This window comes from Mycobacterium sp. NGS54, from assembly GCF_059812465.1.
Map to the genome: position 1 here is coordinate 507,395 of NZ_JCALCS010000002.1, position 16,040 is coordinate 523,434.

The 16,040-nt window shown below is 69.7% G+C and carries 10 protein-coding genes; 4 read left to right on the forward strand and 6 right to left on the reverse strand.

What is annotated here, in order from left to right:
* Positions 1 to 71 precede the first annotated feature (71 nt).
* Together AC5Y5E_RS07040 and AC5Y5E_RS07045 are read left to right on the forward strand one after the other, a co-directional pair.
* The gene (locus AC5Y5E_RS07040; RefSeq protein ID WP_499902265.1) at positions 72 to 968 is read left to right on the forward strand and encodes a peptidylprolyl isomerase; all 897 of its coding nucleotides are present in this window, start codon (positions 72 to 74) and stop codon (positions 966 to 968) included.
* Between the two features lie 78 nt (positions 969 to 1,046).
* Positions 1,047 to 2,822, forward strand: coding sequence for a protein kinase domain-containing protein (locus AC5Y5E_RS07045; protein ID WP_499902266.1), 1,776 nt, complete (start codon positions 1,047 to 1,049; stop codon positions 2,820 to 2,822).
* Positions 2,823 to 2,827: 5 nt separating this feature from the next.
* On the opposite strand, the gene AC5Y5E_RS07050 is transcribed toward AC5Y5E_RS07045, so the two are convergent.
* From AC5Y5E_RS07050 to yajC, 6 genes are all read right to left on the reverse strand, one after another.
* Positions 2,828 to 5,188, reverse strand: a complete 2,361-nt coding sequence (locus AC5Y5E_RS07050) for a RelA/SpoT family protein (RefSeq protein WP_499902267.1) — start codon at positions 5,186 to 5,188, stop codon at positions 2,828 to 2,830.
* 43 nt (positions 5,189 to 5,231) lie between these two features.
* Complete coding sequence (locus AC5Y5E_RS07055; RefSeq protein ID WP_499902268.1) at positions 5,232 to 5,777, reverse strand: adenine phosphoribosyltransferase; 546 nt, start codon at positions 5,775 to 5,777, stop codon at positions 5,232 to 5,234.
* Positions 5,759 to 7,417 carry an ABC transporter substrate-binding protein gene (locus tag AC5Y5E_RS07060; protein WP_499902269.1) on the reverse strand — a complete coding sequence of 553 codons (1,659 nt, stop codon included), beginning with the start codon at positions 7,415 to 7,417 and terminating at the stop codon, positions 5,759 to 5,761. Before AC5Y5E_RS07060 ends, AC5Y5E_RS07055 begins: the two co-directional genes overlap by 19 nt.
* A 5-nt stretch (positions 7,418 to 7,422) precedes the next feature.
* A complete protein-coding gene (gene secF, locus AC5Y5E_RS07065; protein WP_499902270.1) occupies positions 7,423 to 8,655 on the reverse strand; it encodes a protein translocase subunit SecF in 1,233 nt (410 codons plus the stop codon).
* A gap of 3 nt (positions 8,656 to 8,658) precedes the next feature.
* Complete coding sequence (gene secD / locus AC5Y5E_RS07070; RefSeq protein ID WP_499902271.1) at positions 8,659 to 10,437, reverse strand: protein translocase subunit SecD; 1,779 nt, start codon at positions 10,435 to 10,437, stop codon at positions 8,659 to 8,661.
* 70 nt (positions 10,438 to 10,507) lie between these two features.
* Positions 10,508 to 10,855: a preprotein translocase subunit YajC gene (yajC, locus tag AC5Y5E_RS07075; RefSeq protein ID WP_499902272.1), complete on the reverse strand. Its 348-nt coding sequence runs from the start codon at positions 10,853 to 10,855 to the stop codon at positions 10,508 to 10,510.
* Between the two features lie 159 nt (positions 10,856 to 11,014).
* Here yajC and gabT point away from each other — a divergent pair, with 159 nt between their 5' ends.
* Both gabT and car read left to right on the forward strand, forming a co-directional pair.
* Positions 11,015 to 12,364 carry a 4-aminobutyrate--2-oxoglutarate transaminase gene (gene gabT / locus AC5Y5E_RS07080; RefSeq protein ID WP_499902273.1) on the forward strand — a complete coding sequence of 450 codons (1,350 nt, stop codon included), beginning with the start codon at positions 11,015 to 11,017 and terminating at the stop codon, positions 12,362 to 12,364.
* Positions 12,365 to 12,493: 129 nt separating this feature from the next.
* Positions 12,494 to 15,991 carry a carboxylic acid reductase gene (car, locus tag AC5Y5E_RS07085; RefSeq protein WP_499902274.1) on the forward strand — a complete coding sequence of 1,166 codons (3,498 nt, stop codon included), beginning with the start codon at positions 12,494 to 12,496 and terminating at the stop codon, positions 15,989 to 15,991.
* Positions 15,992 to 16,040: the final 49 nt, after the last annotated feature.

Genomic DNA, 16,040 nt, shown 5'->3' on the forward strand with positions numbered 1-16,040 from the left:
TCACCGCGCCCACATTAGCCTGGGCTGGCAATCTCGGGCCCCGACCCATCAACCATGGAGGCATTCCGGCCGTGCCGACCAACGAACAGCGACGTGCCAACGCCAAGCGCAAACTCGAACGGCAGCTCGAGAAGCGCCAGAAGCAGGCCAAGAGGCGCCGGATCGTGGTGATCGCCGCGGGTTCGGTCGCGGCGGTGGCCGTGATCGTCGCCGTGGTGATCGCGATCGTCAACACCAAGCACGAGAACAAGAGCAACACCGCGGCGCCGACCAGCACCACCGCCGCCAGCAGCTCTCCCGAGAGCACGACGCCCGGGCCGACGCCGGCCGTCCCGCCGCTGCCGCCGTTCAAGGCGTCGGCCAACCTGGGTGCCAACTGCCAATACCCGGCGTCCTCGGACGCGGCCGCCAAACAGGTCAAGCCGCCGCGCACCGGCAAGGTCCCGACCGACCCGGCCCAGGTGAGTGCGAGCATGTCGACCAGTCAGGGCAACATCGGGCTGATGCTGGCCAACAACGAATCACCTTGCACGGTAAACAGTTTCGCCAGCCTCATCGGCCAGAAATACTTCGACGGCACCAAATGCCACCGGCTGACCACCTCGGACACGCTGGGCGTGCTGCAATGCGGCGACCCCAAGGGTGACGGCACCGGTGGCCCCGGCTACCAATTCGCCAACGAGTACCCGACCGACCAGTACCCGCCCAACGACCCCAAGGCGCAACAGCCGGTCGTCTATCCGCGCGGCACCCTGGCGATGGCCAACGCCGGACCCGGCACCAACGGCAGCCAGTTCTTCATGGTCTACAAGGACTCCCAGCTGCCGCCGCAGTACACCGTGTTCGGCACCATCCAGGCCGACGGGCTGGCCATCCTGGACAAGATCGCCAAGGCCGGCGTCGCCGGCGGCGGCGAGGACGGGGCGCCGGCCAGCGAAGTCACCATCAAGTCGCTGCTGCTCGACTAAAGCCGCAAGGCCGCAACACCGGCCGCGGATTGGTGAGAATCACCAGAATCACTTGCTCCACCGTTTAGGGTTCGATGGGTGAGTGTGGATCCGGAGACGTTCGGCCGCTACCAAATAATGGCATTGCTGGGCCGGGGCGGCATGGGACGCGTGTACCGCGCCTACGACCCCGCCACCGATCGCGTGGTGGCGCTCAAAGTGCTCCCGCCGCATTTGGCCGAGGACAATCAGTTCCAGCAAAGGTTCCGCCGCGAGGCACGCATCGCGGCCGGCCTCAACGATCCGCACATCGTGCCCATCCACGGCTACGGCGAGATCGACGGCCAGCTCTATGTCGACATGCGGCTGATCGAGGGGCGCGACCTGGCGGAGTACATCGTGCAAAGCGGTGGGCGCCTGTCCCCCGAGCGCACCGTCGCGGTGATCGAACAGGTTGCGGCGGCGCTGGATACGGCCCACTCGGTGGGCTTGATCCACCGGGACATCAAGCCGAAAAACATCCTGGTGACCGCCGCGCGAGATTTCGTCTACCTGATCGATTTCGGCCTCGCCCGCGCGCAGACCGACACCGAGCTCACCGGCACCGGCGCCACGATGGGCACCGTGGCGTACCTGGCGCCCGAACGCTTCAGGGGCACAACGGATCACCGCGCCGACGTGTATTCGTTGGCCTGCGTGCTCTACGAGTGCCTCACCGGAAGCCGGCCCTTCCCCGGCGACAGCCTCGAGGAGCAGCTCAACGCGCACGTGAACACGCCGCCACCGCGAGCGTCGATCATCGCGCCCGGCGTGCCGCCGGCCCTTGACGCGGTGATCGCGCGGGGCATGGCGAAGGACGTCAACGCCCGCTACCAGTCGGCGATGGAGCTCGCCGAGGCCGCCAGGGCAGCGCTGACCGCCACCGACGCGCCAGCCGTCGCACCACCCGTCGCACCACTCGTCGCGCCGCCCTCCGCTGTGGAACCGGCGGCACCGGCGTCGCAGCCGCAGCCGGCGCCGCAGCCGGTCCAGGCGAAGGCCTTCAACAGGCGGCTGGCCCTGGGCATCGTCGGCGGGTCGCTCGTCGCGCTGGCGGCGGTGGTGGCCCTGGTCATTTCGCTGGTGACGCAGAGCCACGGCTCGACGAACAATGCGGCCTCCCCCACCCCGAGCCGCGCCAGGGTCCCCGCCCGGCCCGGGTCGGCCCCCGGGCCGACGTCGGCGACCGGCGCGACCGTGCCGCCGCTGCCGGCGTTCGCGGCCCCACCCGACCTCGGCGCCAATTGCCAGTACCCGCCGTCGCCGGATCCGGCGAGCAAGTCCGCCAACCTGCCGCCGACGGGCCGGGTCGCCACCGAACCGTCCCCGATCCACGCCGTCATCTCGACCAACTTCGGCGACATCGGCGTCCAGCTCGCCAACAACGAGTCCCCCTGCACGGTGAACAGCTTCGTCAGCCTGGCCAAGCAGGGGTTCTATGACAACACCGTGTGCGGGCGGATGATCGACGAGCCGGAGGGCGGGACGCTGCTGTTCGGTGGCCCCGACGCCGACGGCGGCGGAGGCGCCGGTTACGAATTCGCCGACGAGTACCCCACCAACCAGTACAAGGCCGACGACCCGGCGCTCAGGGCAACCGTGATCTATCCGCGCGGGACCCTCGCGACGGCCACCAACGGGCCCAACACCAACGGAAGCCAGTTCTTCGTGGTCTTCCGGGACGCCGAGATCGAGCCGACGTCAACCGTGTTCGGCTCCGTCGACGAGGCGGGCCTGGCCACCCTCGACAAGATCGCGAAGGTGGGGGTGGCCGGCAACCGCACCAGGGGCATGCCCACCAGCACCGTCACGATCACGTCCGTGCGGGTGGGCTAGGAACTTCAGGCTGCGGACGTCACGCGGTAGACGTCGTACACGCCCTCGACGTTGCGCACGACGTTGAGCAGGTGCCCGAGGTGCTTCGGGTCGCCCATTTCGAAGGTGAACCGGCTGATCGCCACGCGGTCACCGGAGGTGGTGACCGACGCCGACAGGATGTTGACCTTCTCGTCGGCCAGCACCCGCGTGATGTCCGACAGCAGCCGGTGCCGGTCGAGCGCCTCGACCTGAATGGCCACCAGGAACACCGACGACGCCGACGGCGCCCAGAGCACCTCGATGATGCGTTCGGCCTGCTGCTGCAACGAGGCGGCGTTGGTGCAGTCGGTGCGGTGCACGCTGACCCCGCCGCCGCGGGTGACGAAGCCCATGATCTGGTCGCCGGGCACCGGCGTGCAGCACTTGGCCAGCTTGGTCAGCACGCCCGGGGCGCCGGGGACGGAGACGCCGACGTCGTCGCTGCTGCGCGGGCGGCGCAGCATGGTGGTCGGCGTGGACCGCTCGGCGAGTTCCTCCTCGGCCTGGTCGATGCCGCCGAGCTCGGCCAACAGCCGCTGCACGACGTGGCGGGCCGACACATGCCCCTCACCGATCGCGGTGTAGAGCGCGGACACGTCGGCGTAGTGCAGCTCGCGGGCCACCGCGGCCATCGACTCGCCGTTTACCAAGCGCTGCAACGGAAGTCCGCCGCGGCGCACCTCGCGCGCCATCGCGTCCTTGCCGGCCTCCAGCGCCTCCTCGCGGCGCTCCTTGGCGAACCACTGGCGGATCTTCGTCTTGGCGCGCGGGGACACCACGAACTGCTGCCAGTCCCGCGACGGCCCGGCGTTGGGCGCCTTGGACGTGAAAACCTCGACGACTTCCCCGTTTTCGAGCTTGCGTTCCAGCGCCACCAGGCGGCCGTTGACCCGGGCGCCGATGCAGCGGTGGCCGACCTCGGTGTGCACGGCGTAGGCGAAGTCCACCGGCGTCGACCCGGTCGGCAGCGTGATCACGTCGCCCTTGGGGGTGAAGACGAAAATCTCCTGGACCGCAAGGTCATAGCGCAGCGACTCGAGGAACTCGCCCGGGTCGGCGGCCTCCCGCTGCCAGTCGAGCAGCTGACGCATCCAGGCCATGTCATCGATCTCGGCGGTGGCGTGCGGATGCGGAACGCCGTTGCGGCCCTTTGCTTCCTTGTAGCGCCAGTGCGCGGCGATGCCGTACTCGGCGGTGCGGTGCATGTCGCGGGTGCGGATCTGAATTTCCAGCGGCTTGCCCTCGGGCCCGACGACGGTGGTGTGCAACGACTGGTACACCCCGTAGCGGGGCTGGGCGATGTAGTCCTTGAACCGGCCCGCCATCGGCTGCCACAGCGAGTGGACGACGCCGACCGCGGCGTAGCAGTCGCGGATCTCGTCGCACAGGATGCGGATGCCGACCAGGTCGTGGATGTCGTCGAAGTCGCGGCCCTTGACGATCATCTTCTGATAGATCGACCAGTAGTGCTTGGGCCGGCCCTCGACCGTCGCCTTGATCTTCGACGCGCCCAGGGTGTTGACGATCTCGGTGCGGACCTTGGCCAGGTAGGTGTCGCGCGACGGCGCGCGCCCGGCGACCAGCCGCACGATCTCCTCGTACTTCTTGGGGTGCAGGATCGCGAACGACAGGTCCTCCAGCTCCCACTTGACGCTGGCCATGCCCAGCCGATGGGCAAGGGGTGCAATGACTTCCAGCGTCTCGCGGGCCTTGCGGGCCTGCTTCTCCGGCGGCAGGAAGCGCATGGTGCGCATGTTGTGCAGCCGGTCGGCGACCTTGATCACCAGCACCCGGGGGTCGCGGGCCATGGCGGTGATCATCTTGCGGATGGTCTCGCCCTCGGCGGCGCTGCCCAGCACCACCCGGTCCAGCTTGGTCACGCCGTCGACGAGGTGGCCGACCTCCTCGCCGAATTCCTCGCTCAACGCCTCGATCGTGTAGCCGGTGTCCTCGACGGTGTCGTGCAGCAGCGCGGCCACCAAAGTGGTGGTGTCCATGCCCAATTCGGCCAGGATGTTCGCGACGGCCAGCGGGTGCGTGATGTAGGGGTCACCGGAGTGGCGCAGCTGGGTGGCGTGCCGCTCGTCGGCGACCTCGAACGCCCGCTGCAGCAGCTGCAGGTTCGCCTTGGGATAGATCTCCCGGTGCACCGCCACCAGGGGCTCGAGCACGGGGTTGAGCGTGCTGCGCTGGGCGGTCATGCGCCGCGCCAGCCGGGCCCGGACCCGGCGCGACGCGCTGCTGGAGGTCTTCAGCGTCTCGGTCGGCGCCTCCGAGGGCTCGACGATCGGCGTCTCTTCGATCGGCGGCGCGACGGCCTGCGTCGTGCTCTGGTCGTCCGCCACGATTGTCACCTCCGAAGTCGAGGATATCGCTTATATCCCCGGGTTAGGCGCGGCTCAGGCTGTACACCGGCAGCGGCGTCACCGCCTCGCGACCGCCCAGCGCGACGAGCTCCACCACCACCGCGGCCGCCGTCACGTGCGCCCCGGCCCGCTCCAACAGCCGGGCGGCCGCGCCGAGGGTGCCGCCGGTGGCCAGCACGTCGTCGATGACGACAACGTCTCGGCCGCGCAGATCGATCCCGTCGGCCGGGATTTCCAGGGTCGCGCTGCCGTACTCCAGGTCGTAGCGCTCGGCGTACACCGGCGGCGGCAACTTGCCGGCCTTGCGGATGGCCAGCACGCCGGTGCCCAGCCGGCCCGCGACGGCCGCGGCGACCAGGAACCCCCGGGAGTCGATGCCGGCCACCAGGTCGGCGCCGGCCGCGATCTCGACCAGCGCGTCGATGACCGCGTTCATCCCGCCCCGGTCGGCGAACAGCGGGGTGAGGTCCTTGAACTGCACGCCGGGCTGCGGGAAGTCGGCGACGTCGCGCGTCAGCGACGCGATCAAGTCGGCCACCGGGACGCGCGTCACTCGACCAGCGCCCATCGATCCATGTTCCAGCCGGCTCCCCACCGGGTCGGATTCCTGCTCACGGCGTACATCTTCTTCGATGTCAGCAGCGTGCGCTGCTGCCGGTACAGCGGCAGGGTCGGCATGTCGGCCCACAGCAGGGGGGCCGCCTGCGCCAGCAGCCTGACCCGCTCGGCCGGGTCGGCCGACACCACCAGCGCGCTGATCGCCGCGTCGACCTGGGGATTGTTGTAGCCGGACAGGTTGTTGCCGTTGCCGCTGTGCAGGGCGTAGGCGTCCATGGCCGACGAGCCCGTCGACCCGCTGCCGGTGGCCCCGCCGGTGCTGGCCAGCAGTACGTCGATCTTGCCGTCGCGCAGCGCCTGGGGCCCGGAGGTGTCCAGCGGGACGCCGGTGACGGTGACGCCGGCCGGGGCGCAGGACTTGGTGATCGTCCCGACGGTCACGGCCAGCCGCGCGTTGGGCCCCTGGTAGCCGATGCGCACCGGCAGGGGCGCGCCGCCCAGCGCGTCGCGGGCGGCGGCGGGGTCGGCCTTGCCGAACGGGCCGGCTTCGGCGGCGCCCTCACCGGCCGCGATGGCGTCCTCGGTGGCCGGCTGCAGGCGGGAATTGGCGATCGCCACCCCGGCGTCGTGCGCGATCGTGTCGCGCGGCGTGCAGAACGCGAACGCGCGGCGGGCCTTGGTCTGCGCCAGCGGCCCCTGCGGCGCGAAGATCAGCTGCTCGATGCCGTCCGACGGCGAATCGGCGCGCTCGTAGTTGTCCGGGGTGGCCAGCGCGCCGGAGGAACCGGCCGCGACGTCGACGACGTCGACGCTGCGGCCGTTGACCCGGTCCTGGATGTCGGGCCCCTGGGGCCAGACGGTGATCCGCTTGGTGACCGCCTTGGGCCCCCACCACCGGTCGTTGGCGACGAGCACCACCGCGCCGCCGTCCAGGATTCGCTCGATCTTGTACGGCCCCGACGACGGGAAGCGCTTGACGTCGGCACCGGGCTTGAGGTCCCAGCCGGTGTTCCACAGCTTGGCGATCTGCGCCACCACCGGCCCGTTGTTGCTCAGCAGCGCCGCGGTCACGTCCACGTTGAGCTGATCGGCGATCACGTGCGACGGCAGGATCGAGGTCGCGGAGAACAGCTGGGCGTAGTCGACAACGGCGCGGTCGGGGGCGAAGGAAACCCGGGCCTTCTTCTGGCCGGGGATGCACTCGACGTTGGCGATGTCGACGTAGCCGGCCTGGGTGGCGGCGTCGAAGCCGGGAAACCGGCCCGACTGGGCCGCCCAGGCCAGCACCAGGTCGTCGCAGGTCACCGGCTTGCCGTCGCTGTAGACGGCGTTGTCGGCGATCTGGTAGTCCAGCACCAGCGGCGACCCGCTCACGACCGAGACGGAGCCGAAGTCGCGATCGGCGACGACCTGGCCGTCGGGGCCGTGATAGCCGAAGCCGGTGAGGGTGCGGGCGAACGCCTGCGCCCCCGCCGACGCGGCGCCGGCGACGGTGTTGGTGTTGTAGGTGGCCAACGGGCCGTCGACCACGTAGTCGACGTTCGAGGCGGCGCTGCCCGAGCACCCGGTCAGCGCGAAGGCCGCCAGCAGCGTCGCGGCCAACGCAGCCGCCGCGGTCCCCCTCAGGTTCCCCCGGCCGGCCCCCAACATCTGGCCTACCGCCGGCCTGCGTTTCGCTTGCCGGTGGGGCGCCGGGTCCCGGTGGGGCGCACCGGGCGCGCGCCGGGCGCCGGCTTGCTCGGGGCGGCCTTCGCGGGGGCTTCGGACGCCTCGGACGCCTCGGCCGCCTCAGACGCTTCCGTGGGCTCGTCGGCGGCGGTCTCGGAGATCTCGACGGCCGAGTCGTCGGAGCGGCCGCGCCGCTTGAGGACCCGGCGGGTGTGGGTACGCACCAGCTCGGTGCGTTCGCGCAGGGTGACCAGCAGCGGGGTCGCGAAGAAGATCGACGAGTAGGTGCCCACCAGGATGCCGACCAGCTGCACCAGCGCCAGGTCCTTCAGCGTGCCGACACCCAGCAGCCACACCGCCACGACCATCAGCGCCAGCACCGGCAGCACGCTGATCAGGCTGGTGTTGATCGAGCGCATGAACGTCTGGTTGATCGCCAGGTTGGCGTGCTCGGCGAAGGTGCGCCGGTTGGTGTGCTGGAAGTCGCGGGTGTTCTCCTCGACCTTGTCGAACACGATGACGGTGTCGTAGAGCGAGAAACCCAGGATTGTCAGCAGCCCGATGACCGTGGCGGGGCTGACCTCGAAGCCGACCAGTGAGTAGATGCCGGCGGTGACGGTCAGGTCGAAAACCATGGTGGTCAGCGCGGAGATCGCCATGTACCGCTCGTAGCGGATGGTGATGTACAGGCTGACCAGCGCCAGGAACACCACCAGCGCGATCAGCGCCTTCTTGGTGATCTGGTCGCCCCAGGTCTCCGACACCGCAGTGTCGCTGATGGCCTGCTTGCTCGGCTTGCCGTCGGCGCCCTTCGGCTGGAAGGCGTCGAACAACGCGTTGCGAAGCTTGGTGGTCTGCTCGTTGGTCAGCGTCTCCGAGCGGATCTGCACCGTCGCCGAGGCGCCGTTGCCGACGATGACCACCGACTCCGCGTCCTTGCCGATCGTCTTCGCGAAGACCTCGGACACCTGCGCGGTCTGGGCGCTACCGCGCGGCATCGAGACGGTGGTGCCGCCCTTGAAGTCGATTCCGAAGGTGAAGCCGCGCAGCACGATGCTGAGGAGCGCGACCGCGACGATCGCGCCGCTGATCCCGTACCACAGCCGGCGCCGCCCGATGACCTCGAACGCGCCCGTGCCCGTGTACAGCCGGGAGATGAAATTGTGGTGCGGCAACTGGGCGCTGTCGGTCAGCGCGGTCGCATCCTTGGCGGCGCTCATGCCCTATCCCCGTCCCGTCTTCACGTCCGCGGCCCGGCGTTCGCGCGCGACCTGCTGCACGGCGCCCAGGCCGTTGTAGGCCGGCTTGGCCAGCGTCGCAGACTGGGACGCCAGGTAGACCAGCGGCCAGGTCACCAGGAACACCACCACGGTGTCGAGCAGCGTGGTGAGGCCCAGGGTGAAGGCGAACCCCCGCACCTGGCCGATCGCCAGGGCGTAGAGCACCGCGGCGGCCAGGAAGGTGACCGCGTTGCCCGACAAGATCGTCCGGCGCGCCCGCACCCAGCCCCGCGGCACCGCCGACCGGAACGAACGACCCTCGCGGATCTCGTCTTTGATGCGTTCGAAGAACACCACGAACGAGTCGGCGGTGGTGCCGATACCGATGATCAGGCCGGCGATGCCCGCCAGATCCAGGGTGTAGTCGATCTGGCGGCCCAGGATCACCAGGATCGCGAAAACCATTGCGCCGGACGCGGTTAGCGACAAGGCGGTGAGCAAACCCAACACCCGGTAGTACAGCAACGAATACACCAGAACCAGGACCAGGCCGATCGCGCCGGCGAGCAGGCCGGCCCGCAGCGAGGTCAATCCCAGTGTCGCCGAGACGGTTTGGGCCTCCGATGATTCGAAGGACAGCGGCAGCGACCCGTACTTCAGGACGTTGGCCAGCTGCTTCGCGGTCGTGGCGTTGAACGGCGGCTGGCCGCCGGAGATCTGGGTGCGCCCGCCGGGAATGGCCTCCTGGATCATCGGGGCGCTGACCACCTGGGAGTCCAGCGTGAAGGCGGTCTGGGTGCCGACGTGGGCGGCGGTGAAGTCCGCCCAGGTGTTGGCCGCCGCGGGCTTGAATTGCAGGTCGACGACGTAGCCGATGCCGCGCTGGTTCTGGCTCGACGTCGCGTCCGCGATCTGGTCGCCGCTGATGATCGACGGCCCCAGCAGGTAGGCGACCTTGTGGTCGGTCGAGCAGGTCACCAGCGGCAGCGCCGGGTCGTCGTTGCCGGCCAGGATGTCGTCTTTATCGCATTGGGTCGCCTGGAACTGCAGGGCCAGGAACTGGATGCCCTGGCGGGTGCTCTGCCGCCAGGTCTTCTCCTCGGAGATGCGCTCGGCCAGGTCCTTGCGTGGGTCCGGCGGTGCGGGCGCCTCCGGCGGCGGAGCGGGCGCCTCGGGCGGCGGCGCCGGTGCCGGGCTGGGCGCCGGGCCCGGGGGCGGGTCCTGCGGATAGGGCCGTGGTTGCGGGCGCGGCGCCGGCTGCGCGGGCGGCGCCGGTTGCGCGGGCAGCTGGGGTTGCGCCCCGCCAGGCTGGCCCGGCGCCGGCTGCTGGCCGGGCGCCGGCTGCTGGGGCGCCGGCCCGCCCGGGGGCGCCTGGGCCGGCGGCTTGGGCTGGGCGGCCTGCGCCGGCATCGAGTTGAGCACCGGCCGGATATAGAGGCGAGCGGTTTGGCCCAGGTTGCGGGCCTCGTTGCCCTCGTTGCCGGGCACCGTGATGACCAGGTTGTCGCCGTCCACCACGACTTCCGAACCGGACACGCCGAGGCCGTTGACCCGGGCGCTGATGATCTGCTGCGCTTGCGCCAGCGCCTCCCGGCTGGGCCGGGAGCCGTCGGGCGTGCGCGCGGTCAGCGTTACGCGGGTGCCGCCCCGCAGGTCGATGCCGAGCTTGGGCGCGGCCCGCTTGTCGCCCGTGAGGAACACCGCCAGGTAGACGCCGATCAGCAGCAACAGGAACACCGACAGGTAGCGGGCAGGGTGCACCGGCGCCGATGACGATGCCACTTTCCTCGTATCTCCTCGCGAATCGGTTTCTTGCCCCGGCAGAGCCTAGAAAAGCCTACGTGCCTGTCACCTACCGGCCCGGGTCGGTCAGCCCGTCGGATTCCTCCAAGTCGTCGGCACCGTCGTCGTCGCCGAACTCGTGGGCCCCGGTGGGCTCCTCGGGCAGGATCTTGTCGCGGATGGCCAGCTTCATCCACGTGGTGACCACGCCGGAGGCGATCTCCAGGTCGACCGTGTCGTCGGTGAGGGCGACGACGGTGGCTTCCAGACCCGACGTGGTGTGCACGCGGTCCCCGGGGCGCAAGGAGTCGTGCAGGTCGATGGTGGCCTGCATCGTCTTCTTCTGCCGGCGCCCCTGCAGGTAAATGAAGCCGACCATGATGAGCACGAACGGCAAAAACATGACCAAACTATTCATCGCGCCTATCTCTCTTATTCGGCATTCCGGGGCTCGAAACGACCAGTAACGGCCAGTCTGCCAGCACCCCGGGTGGCCGATGACTGGCCCCGCTGAGTGGCGGCCGACCAGATAGGCTTGACGCGCGACGTGACACTCGCGCCGCGGTGAGGAGGAGTCGTGGCCAGCCTCGAGCAGACTCGCCAGCTGGTCACCGAAATCCCCGGTCCCACATCGCTGGAACTCAACAAGCGCCGGGCCGCGGCCGTGTCCCACGGCGTCAACGTCTCGCTGCCGGTCTACGTCGCGCGCGCCGGCGGCGGCATCGTCGAGGACGTCGACGGCAACCGGCTCATCGACCTGGGGTCCGGCATCGCGGTCACCACGATCGGCAATTCGTCGCCACGGGTGGTGGACGCGGTGCGCGCGCAGGTCGCCGACTTCACGCACACCTGCTTCATGGTGACGCCGTACGAGGAGTACGTCGCCGTTGCCGAGGAGCTCAACCGGATCACCCCGGGCTCCGGCGAAAAGCGCTCGGTGTTGTTCAACTCCGGCGCCGAGGCGGTCGAGAACGCCGTCAAGGCCGCGCGCGCCTACACCCGCAAGCCGGCCGTGGTGGCGTTCAACCACGCCTACCACGGGCGCACCAACCTGGCGATGGCGCTCACCGCCAAGTCCATGCCCTACAAGAGCGGCTTCGGGCCGTTCGCCCCGGAGATCTACCGCGCCCCGCTGTCCTATCCCTATCGGGACGGCCTGCTCGACAAGGAACTGGCCACCGACGGCGCGAAGGCCGCCGCGCGGACGATCCGCGTGATCGAGAGCCAGGTCGGCGCGGAGAGCCTGGCCGCCGTCCTGATCGAGCCGATCCAGGGCGAGGGCGGGTTCATCGTGCCGGCCGAGGGATTCCTGCCCACCCTGCTGGATTGGTGCCGCCGCAACGACGTGGTGTTCATCGCCGACGAGGTGCAGACCGGCTTCGCGCGCACCGGCGCCATGTTCGCCTGCGAGCACGAGGGTCCGGCCGGCCTGGAACCCGACCTGATCTGCACCGCCAAGGGCATCGCCGACGGGCTGCCGCTGTCGGCGGTGACCGGCCGCGCCGAAATCATGGACGCCCCGCACGTCGGCGGCCTGGGCGGCACGTTCGGCGGCAACCCGGTGGCGTGCGCGGCGGCGCTGGCCACCATCGCGACCATCGAGAGCGACGGCCTGATCGAGCGGGCGCGGCGGCTGGAACGGCTGATGACCGAGCCGCTGTTGCGGGTCCAGGCATCCGACGACCGGATCGGTGACGTTCGTGGCCGCGGCGCCATGATCGCCGTGGAGTTGGTGAAGTCGGGGACGGCGGACCCCAACCCCGAACTGACCGAAGCGCTTTCGAAGGCCGCCCACGCGGCCGGGGTGATCGTGTTGACGTGCGGGATGTTCGGCAACGTCATCCGGCTACTGCCACCGCTGACCATCAGCGACGAGCTGCTGACCGAGGGCGTCGACACCCTGACCGGTCTTCTCAGCGAGCTCTAGGGCCGGTGTGCAACATCACACCCCGGGCGGGCTCGTTGAGGAATACCGTTAGTTTTGCTAACGTTTTTGACATCAGCGCAACGTCGCGCGACCCAATCACCTAGTGCTTACGCGTTAAAGGGAACCTTTATGTCGACTACCACCACGCAGGAACAATGGCTCGCCCGCCGCGTCGACGACCTCACCGCCAACGACGCACAGTTCGCCGCCGCCCGACCGGACCCGGCCGTCGCCGAGGCCCTTGAGCAGCCTGGACTGCGCCTGCCGCAGATCATCCAGACCGTGCTCGAGGGCTACGCCGACCGCCCGGCCCTCGGGCAGCGCGCCGTCGAGGTCGTCAAGGACGCCAAGACCGGACGCACGTCGCTCGAGCTGCTCCCCCGCTACGAGACCGTCAGCTACGGCGAGCTGCGCGACCGCGTCGGCGCGCTGACCCGCGCGCTGGCCCACGACTCGGTCCGGCCCGGCGACCGGGTGTGCGTGCTCGGCTTCAACAGCGTCGACTACGCCACCATCGACATCGCGCTCGGCATGATCGGCGCCGTGTCGGTGCCGCTGCAGACCAGCGCGGCGATCACCCAGCTGCAGCCGATCGTGGCCGAGACCGAGCCGAGCGTGATCGCGGCCAGCGTGAACCAGCTGCCGGACGCCGTCGAGCTGATCCTGGGCGGGCAGGCGCCGGCCAAGCTGATCGTGTTCGACTACCACCCCGAGGCCGACGACGAGCGCGAGGCCGTCGAGGCCGCCCGCGCGCGGCTGGCCGACACCGCCGTCGCTGTCGAGACCCTGGCCGACCTGCTGGAGCGCGGGAGCGCGCTGCCCGAGGCGCCGGGTGGCGGCGCCGACCCGGAAAATTCAGCCGACCCCCTGGCCCTGCTGATCTACACCTCCGGCAGCACCGGCGCGCCCAAGGGCGCGATGTACCCGGCGAGCAACGTCGGGAAGATGTGGTGCCGGTCGGCCCGGAACTGGTTCGGGCCGAGCGCCGCGTCGATCACCCTCAACTTCATGCCGATGAGCCACGTCATGGGGCGCGGCATCCTCTACGGCACCCTCGGCAACGGCGGCACCGCCTACTTCGCGGCCCGCAGCGACCTCTCGACGCTGCTGGAGGACCTCGAGCTGGTCCGGCCCACCGAGATGAACTTCGTGCCGCGGATCTGGGAGACCATCTACGCGGAATACCAGCGCCGGGTGGACCGCGGAGACGGCGAGGCCCAGGTGATGGACGAGCTGCGCCAGTACCTGCTGGGCGGCCGGTTCATCTTCGCGATGACGGGCTCGGCGCCCACCTCCCCGGAGCTGCGGGAGTGGGTCGAGTCCCTGCTCGAGATGCACCTGCTGGACGGCTACGGGTCGACCGAGGCGGGGATGGTCCTGTTCGACGGCGAGGTGCAACGCCCGCCGGTGATCGACTACAAGCTGGTCGACGTCCCGGACCTGGGCTACTTCGCCACCGACCGGCCGTACCCGCGCGGCGAGCTGCTGCTCAAGACCAACAACATGTTCCCCGGCTACTACAAGCGGCCCGAGGTCACCGCGGGCGTATTCGACGAGGACGGCTACTACCGCACCGGCGACGTCGTCGCCGAGGTCGCCCCCGACAAGCTGGTCTACGTCGACCGCCGCAACAACGTGCTCAAGCTCGCGCAGGGCGAATTCGTCACCGTCGCGAAGCTGGAGGCGGTGTTCGGCAACAGCCCGCTGGTGCGCCAGATCTACGTCTACGGCAACAGCGCCCACCCGTACCTGCTGGCCGTCGTGGTGCCAACCGAAGAGGCGTTGGCGGCCAACGACATTCAGTCGCTCAAGCCGCTGATCGCCGACTCGCTGCAGAACGTCGCGAAGGACGCCGGCCTGCAGTCCTACGAGGTGCCGCGCGACTTCATCATCGAGACAACGCCTTTCACGCTGGAGAACGGTCTGCTGACCGGCATCCGCAAGCTGGCGTGGCCGAAGCTGAAGCAGCACTACGGCGAGCGGCTGGAACAGCTCTACGCCGAGCTGGCCGAGGGCCAGGCCCACGAGCTCAGCGAGCTGCGCCGCAGCGGAGCCGACGCCCCGGCGCTGCAAACGGTCACCCGGGCCGCGGGCGCGCTGCTGGGCAGCGCGGCCGGCGACCTGTCCGCGGACGCGCACTTCACCGACCTGGGCGGAGACTCGTTGTCGGCGTTGACATTCGGCAACCTGCTGCACGAGATCTTCGACGTCGACGTGCCGGTGGGCGTGATCGTCAGCCCCGCCAACGACCTCGCGGCGATCGCCACCTACATCGAGGGCCAGCGCAAGGGCACCAGGCGGCCCAGCTTCGCCTCGGTGCACGGCTTTTCAAATAAGGAAGACGCGACCGAGGTGCACGCCGCCGACCTGACGCTGGACAAGTTCCTCGAGGCGTCCACGCTGACCGCCGCGCCGGAGCTGCCCAAGCCCACCTCCGAGGTACGGACGGTCCTGCTGACCGGCGCGACCGGCTTCCTGGGCCGCTACCTGGCGCTGGAATGGCTCGAGCGGATGGACCTGGTCGACGGCAAGTTGATCGCCCTGGTGCGGGCCCGCTCCGACGAAGAGGCCCACGCGCGGCTCGACAAGACCTTCGACAGCGGAGACCCCGAGCTACTGGCCCACTACCGGGCGCTGGCTGCCGACCACCTGGAGGTCGTCGCCGGCGACAAGGGCGAGGCCGACCTCGGCCTGGACCGGCAGACCTGGCGGCGGCTGGCCGACACGGTCGACCTGATCGTCGACCCCGCGGCGCTGGTCAACCACGTGCTGCCGTACAGCGAGCTGTTCGGGCCCAACGCGGTGGGCACCGCCGAGCTGATCCGGCTGGCGCTCACCACCAGGCAGAAGCCGTACGTCTACGTGTCGACGATCGGCGTGGGCGACCAGATCGAGCCGGGCAAGTTCGTCGAGGACGCCGACATCCGGCAGATCAGCCCGACGCGGGCGATCAACGACGCCTACGCCAACGGCTACGGGAACAGCAAGTGGGCCGGCGAGGTGCTGCTGCGCGAGGCGCACGACCTGTGCGGCCTGCCCGTGGCGGTGTTCCGGTGCGACATGATCCTGGCCGACACCACCTACGCGGGCCAGCTCAACCTGCCGGACATGTTCACCAGGATGATGCTGAGCCTGGTCGCCACCGGCGTCGCGCCCGGTTCGTTCTACGAGCTGGACGCCGACGGCAACCGGCAGCGGGCGCACTACGACGGCCTTCCGGTCGAGTTCATCGCCGCCGCGATCTCCACGTTGGTGCCGACCGAGGGGTTCGAGACGTACCACGTGATGAACCCCTACGACGACGGCATCGGCCTCGACGAGTACGTCGACTGGCTGATCGACGCCGGTTACCCGATCCAGCGCATCGCCGAGCACGGCGAGTGGTTGCGCCGGTTCGAGGGGTCGATGCGGGCCCTGCCGGAACGCCAGCGCCAGTACTCGCTGCTGCCGCTGCTGCACAACTACCAGAAGCCCGAGAAGCCGCTGCGGGGTTCGCTGGCGCCGACCGACCGGTTCCGCGCCGCGGTGCAGGAGGCGAAAATCGGCCCGGACAAAGACATTCCGCATGTCTCCCCGCCGATCATCGTCAAGTACGTCACCGACCTGCAGCTGCTTGGACTGCTGTAAACACCAATGCGATCGCCCAGCCCCCTTCGGGGCTGGGCGATTCGCTTTA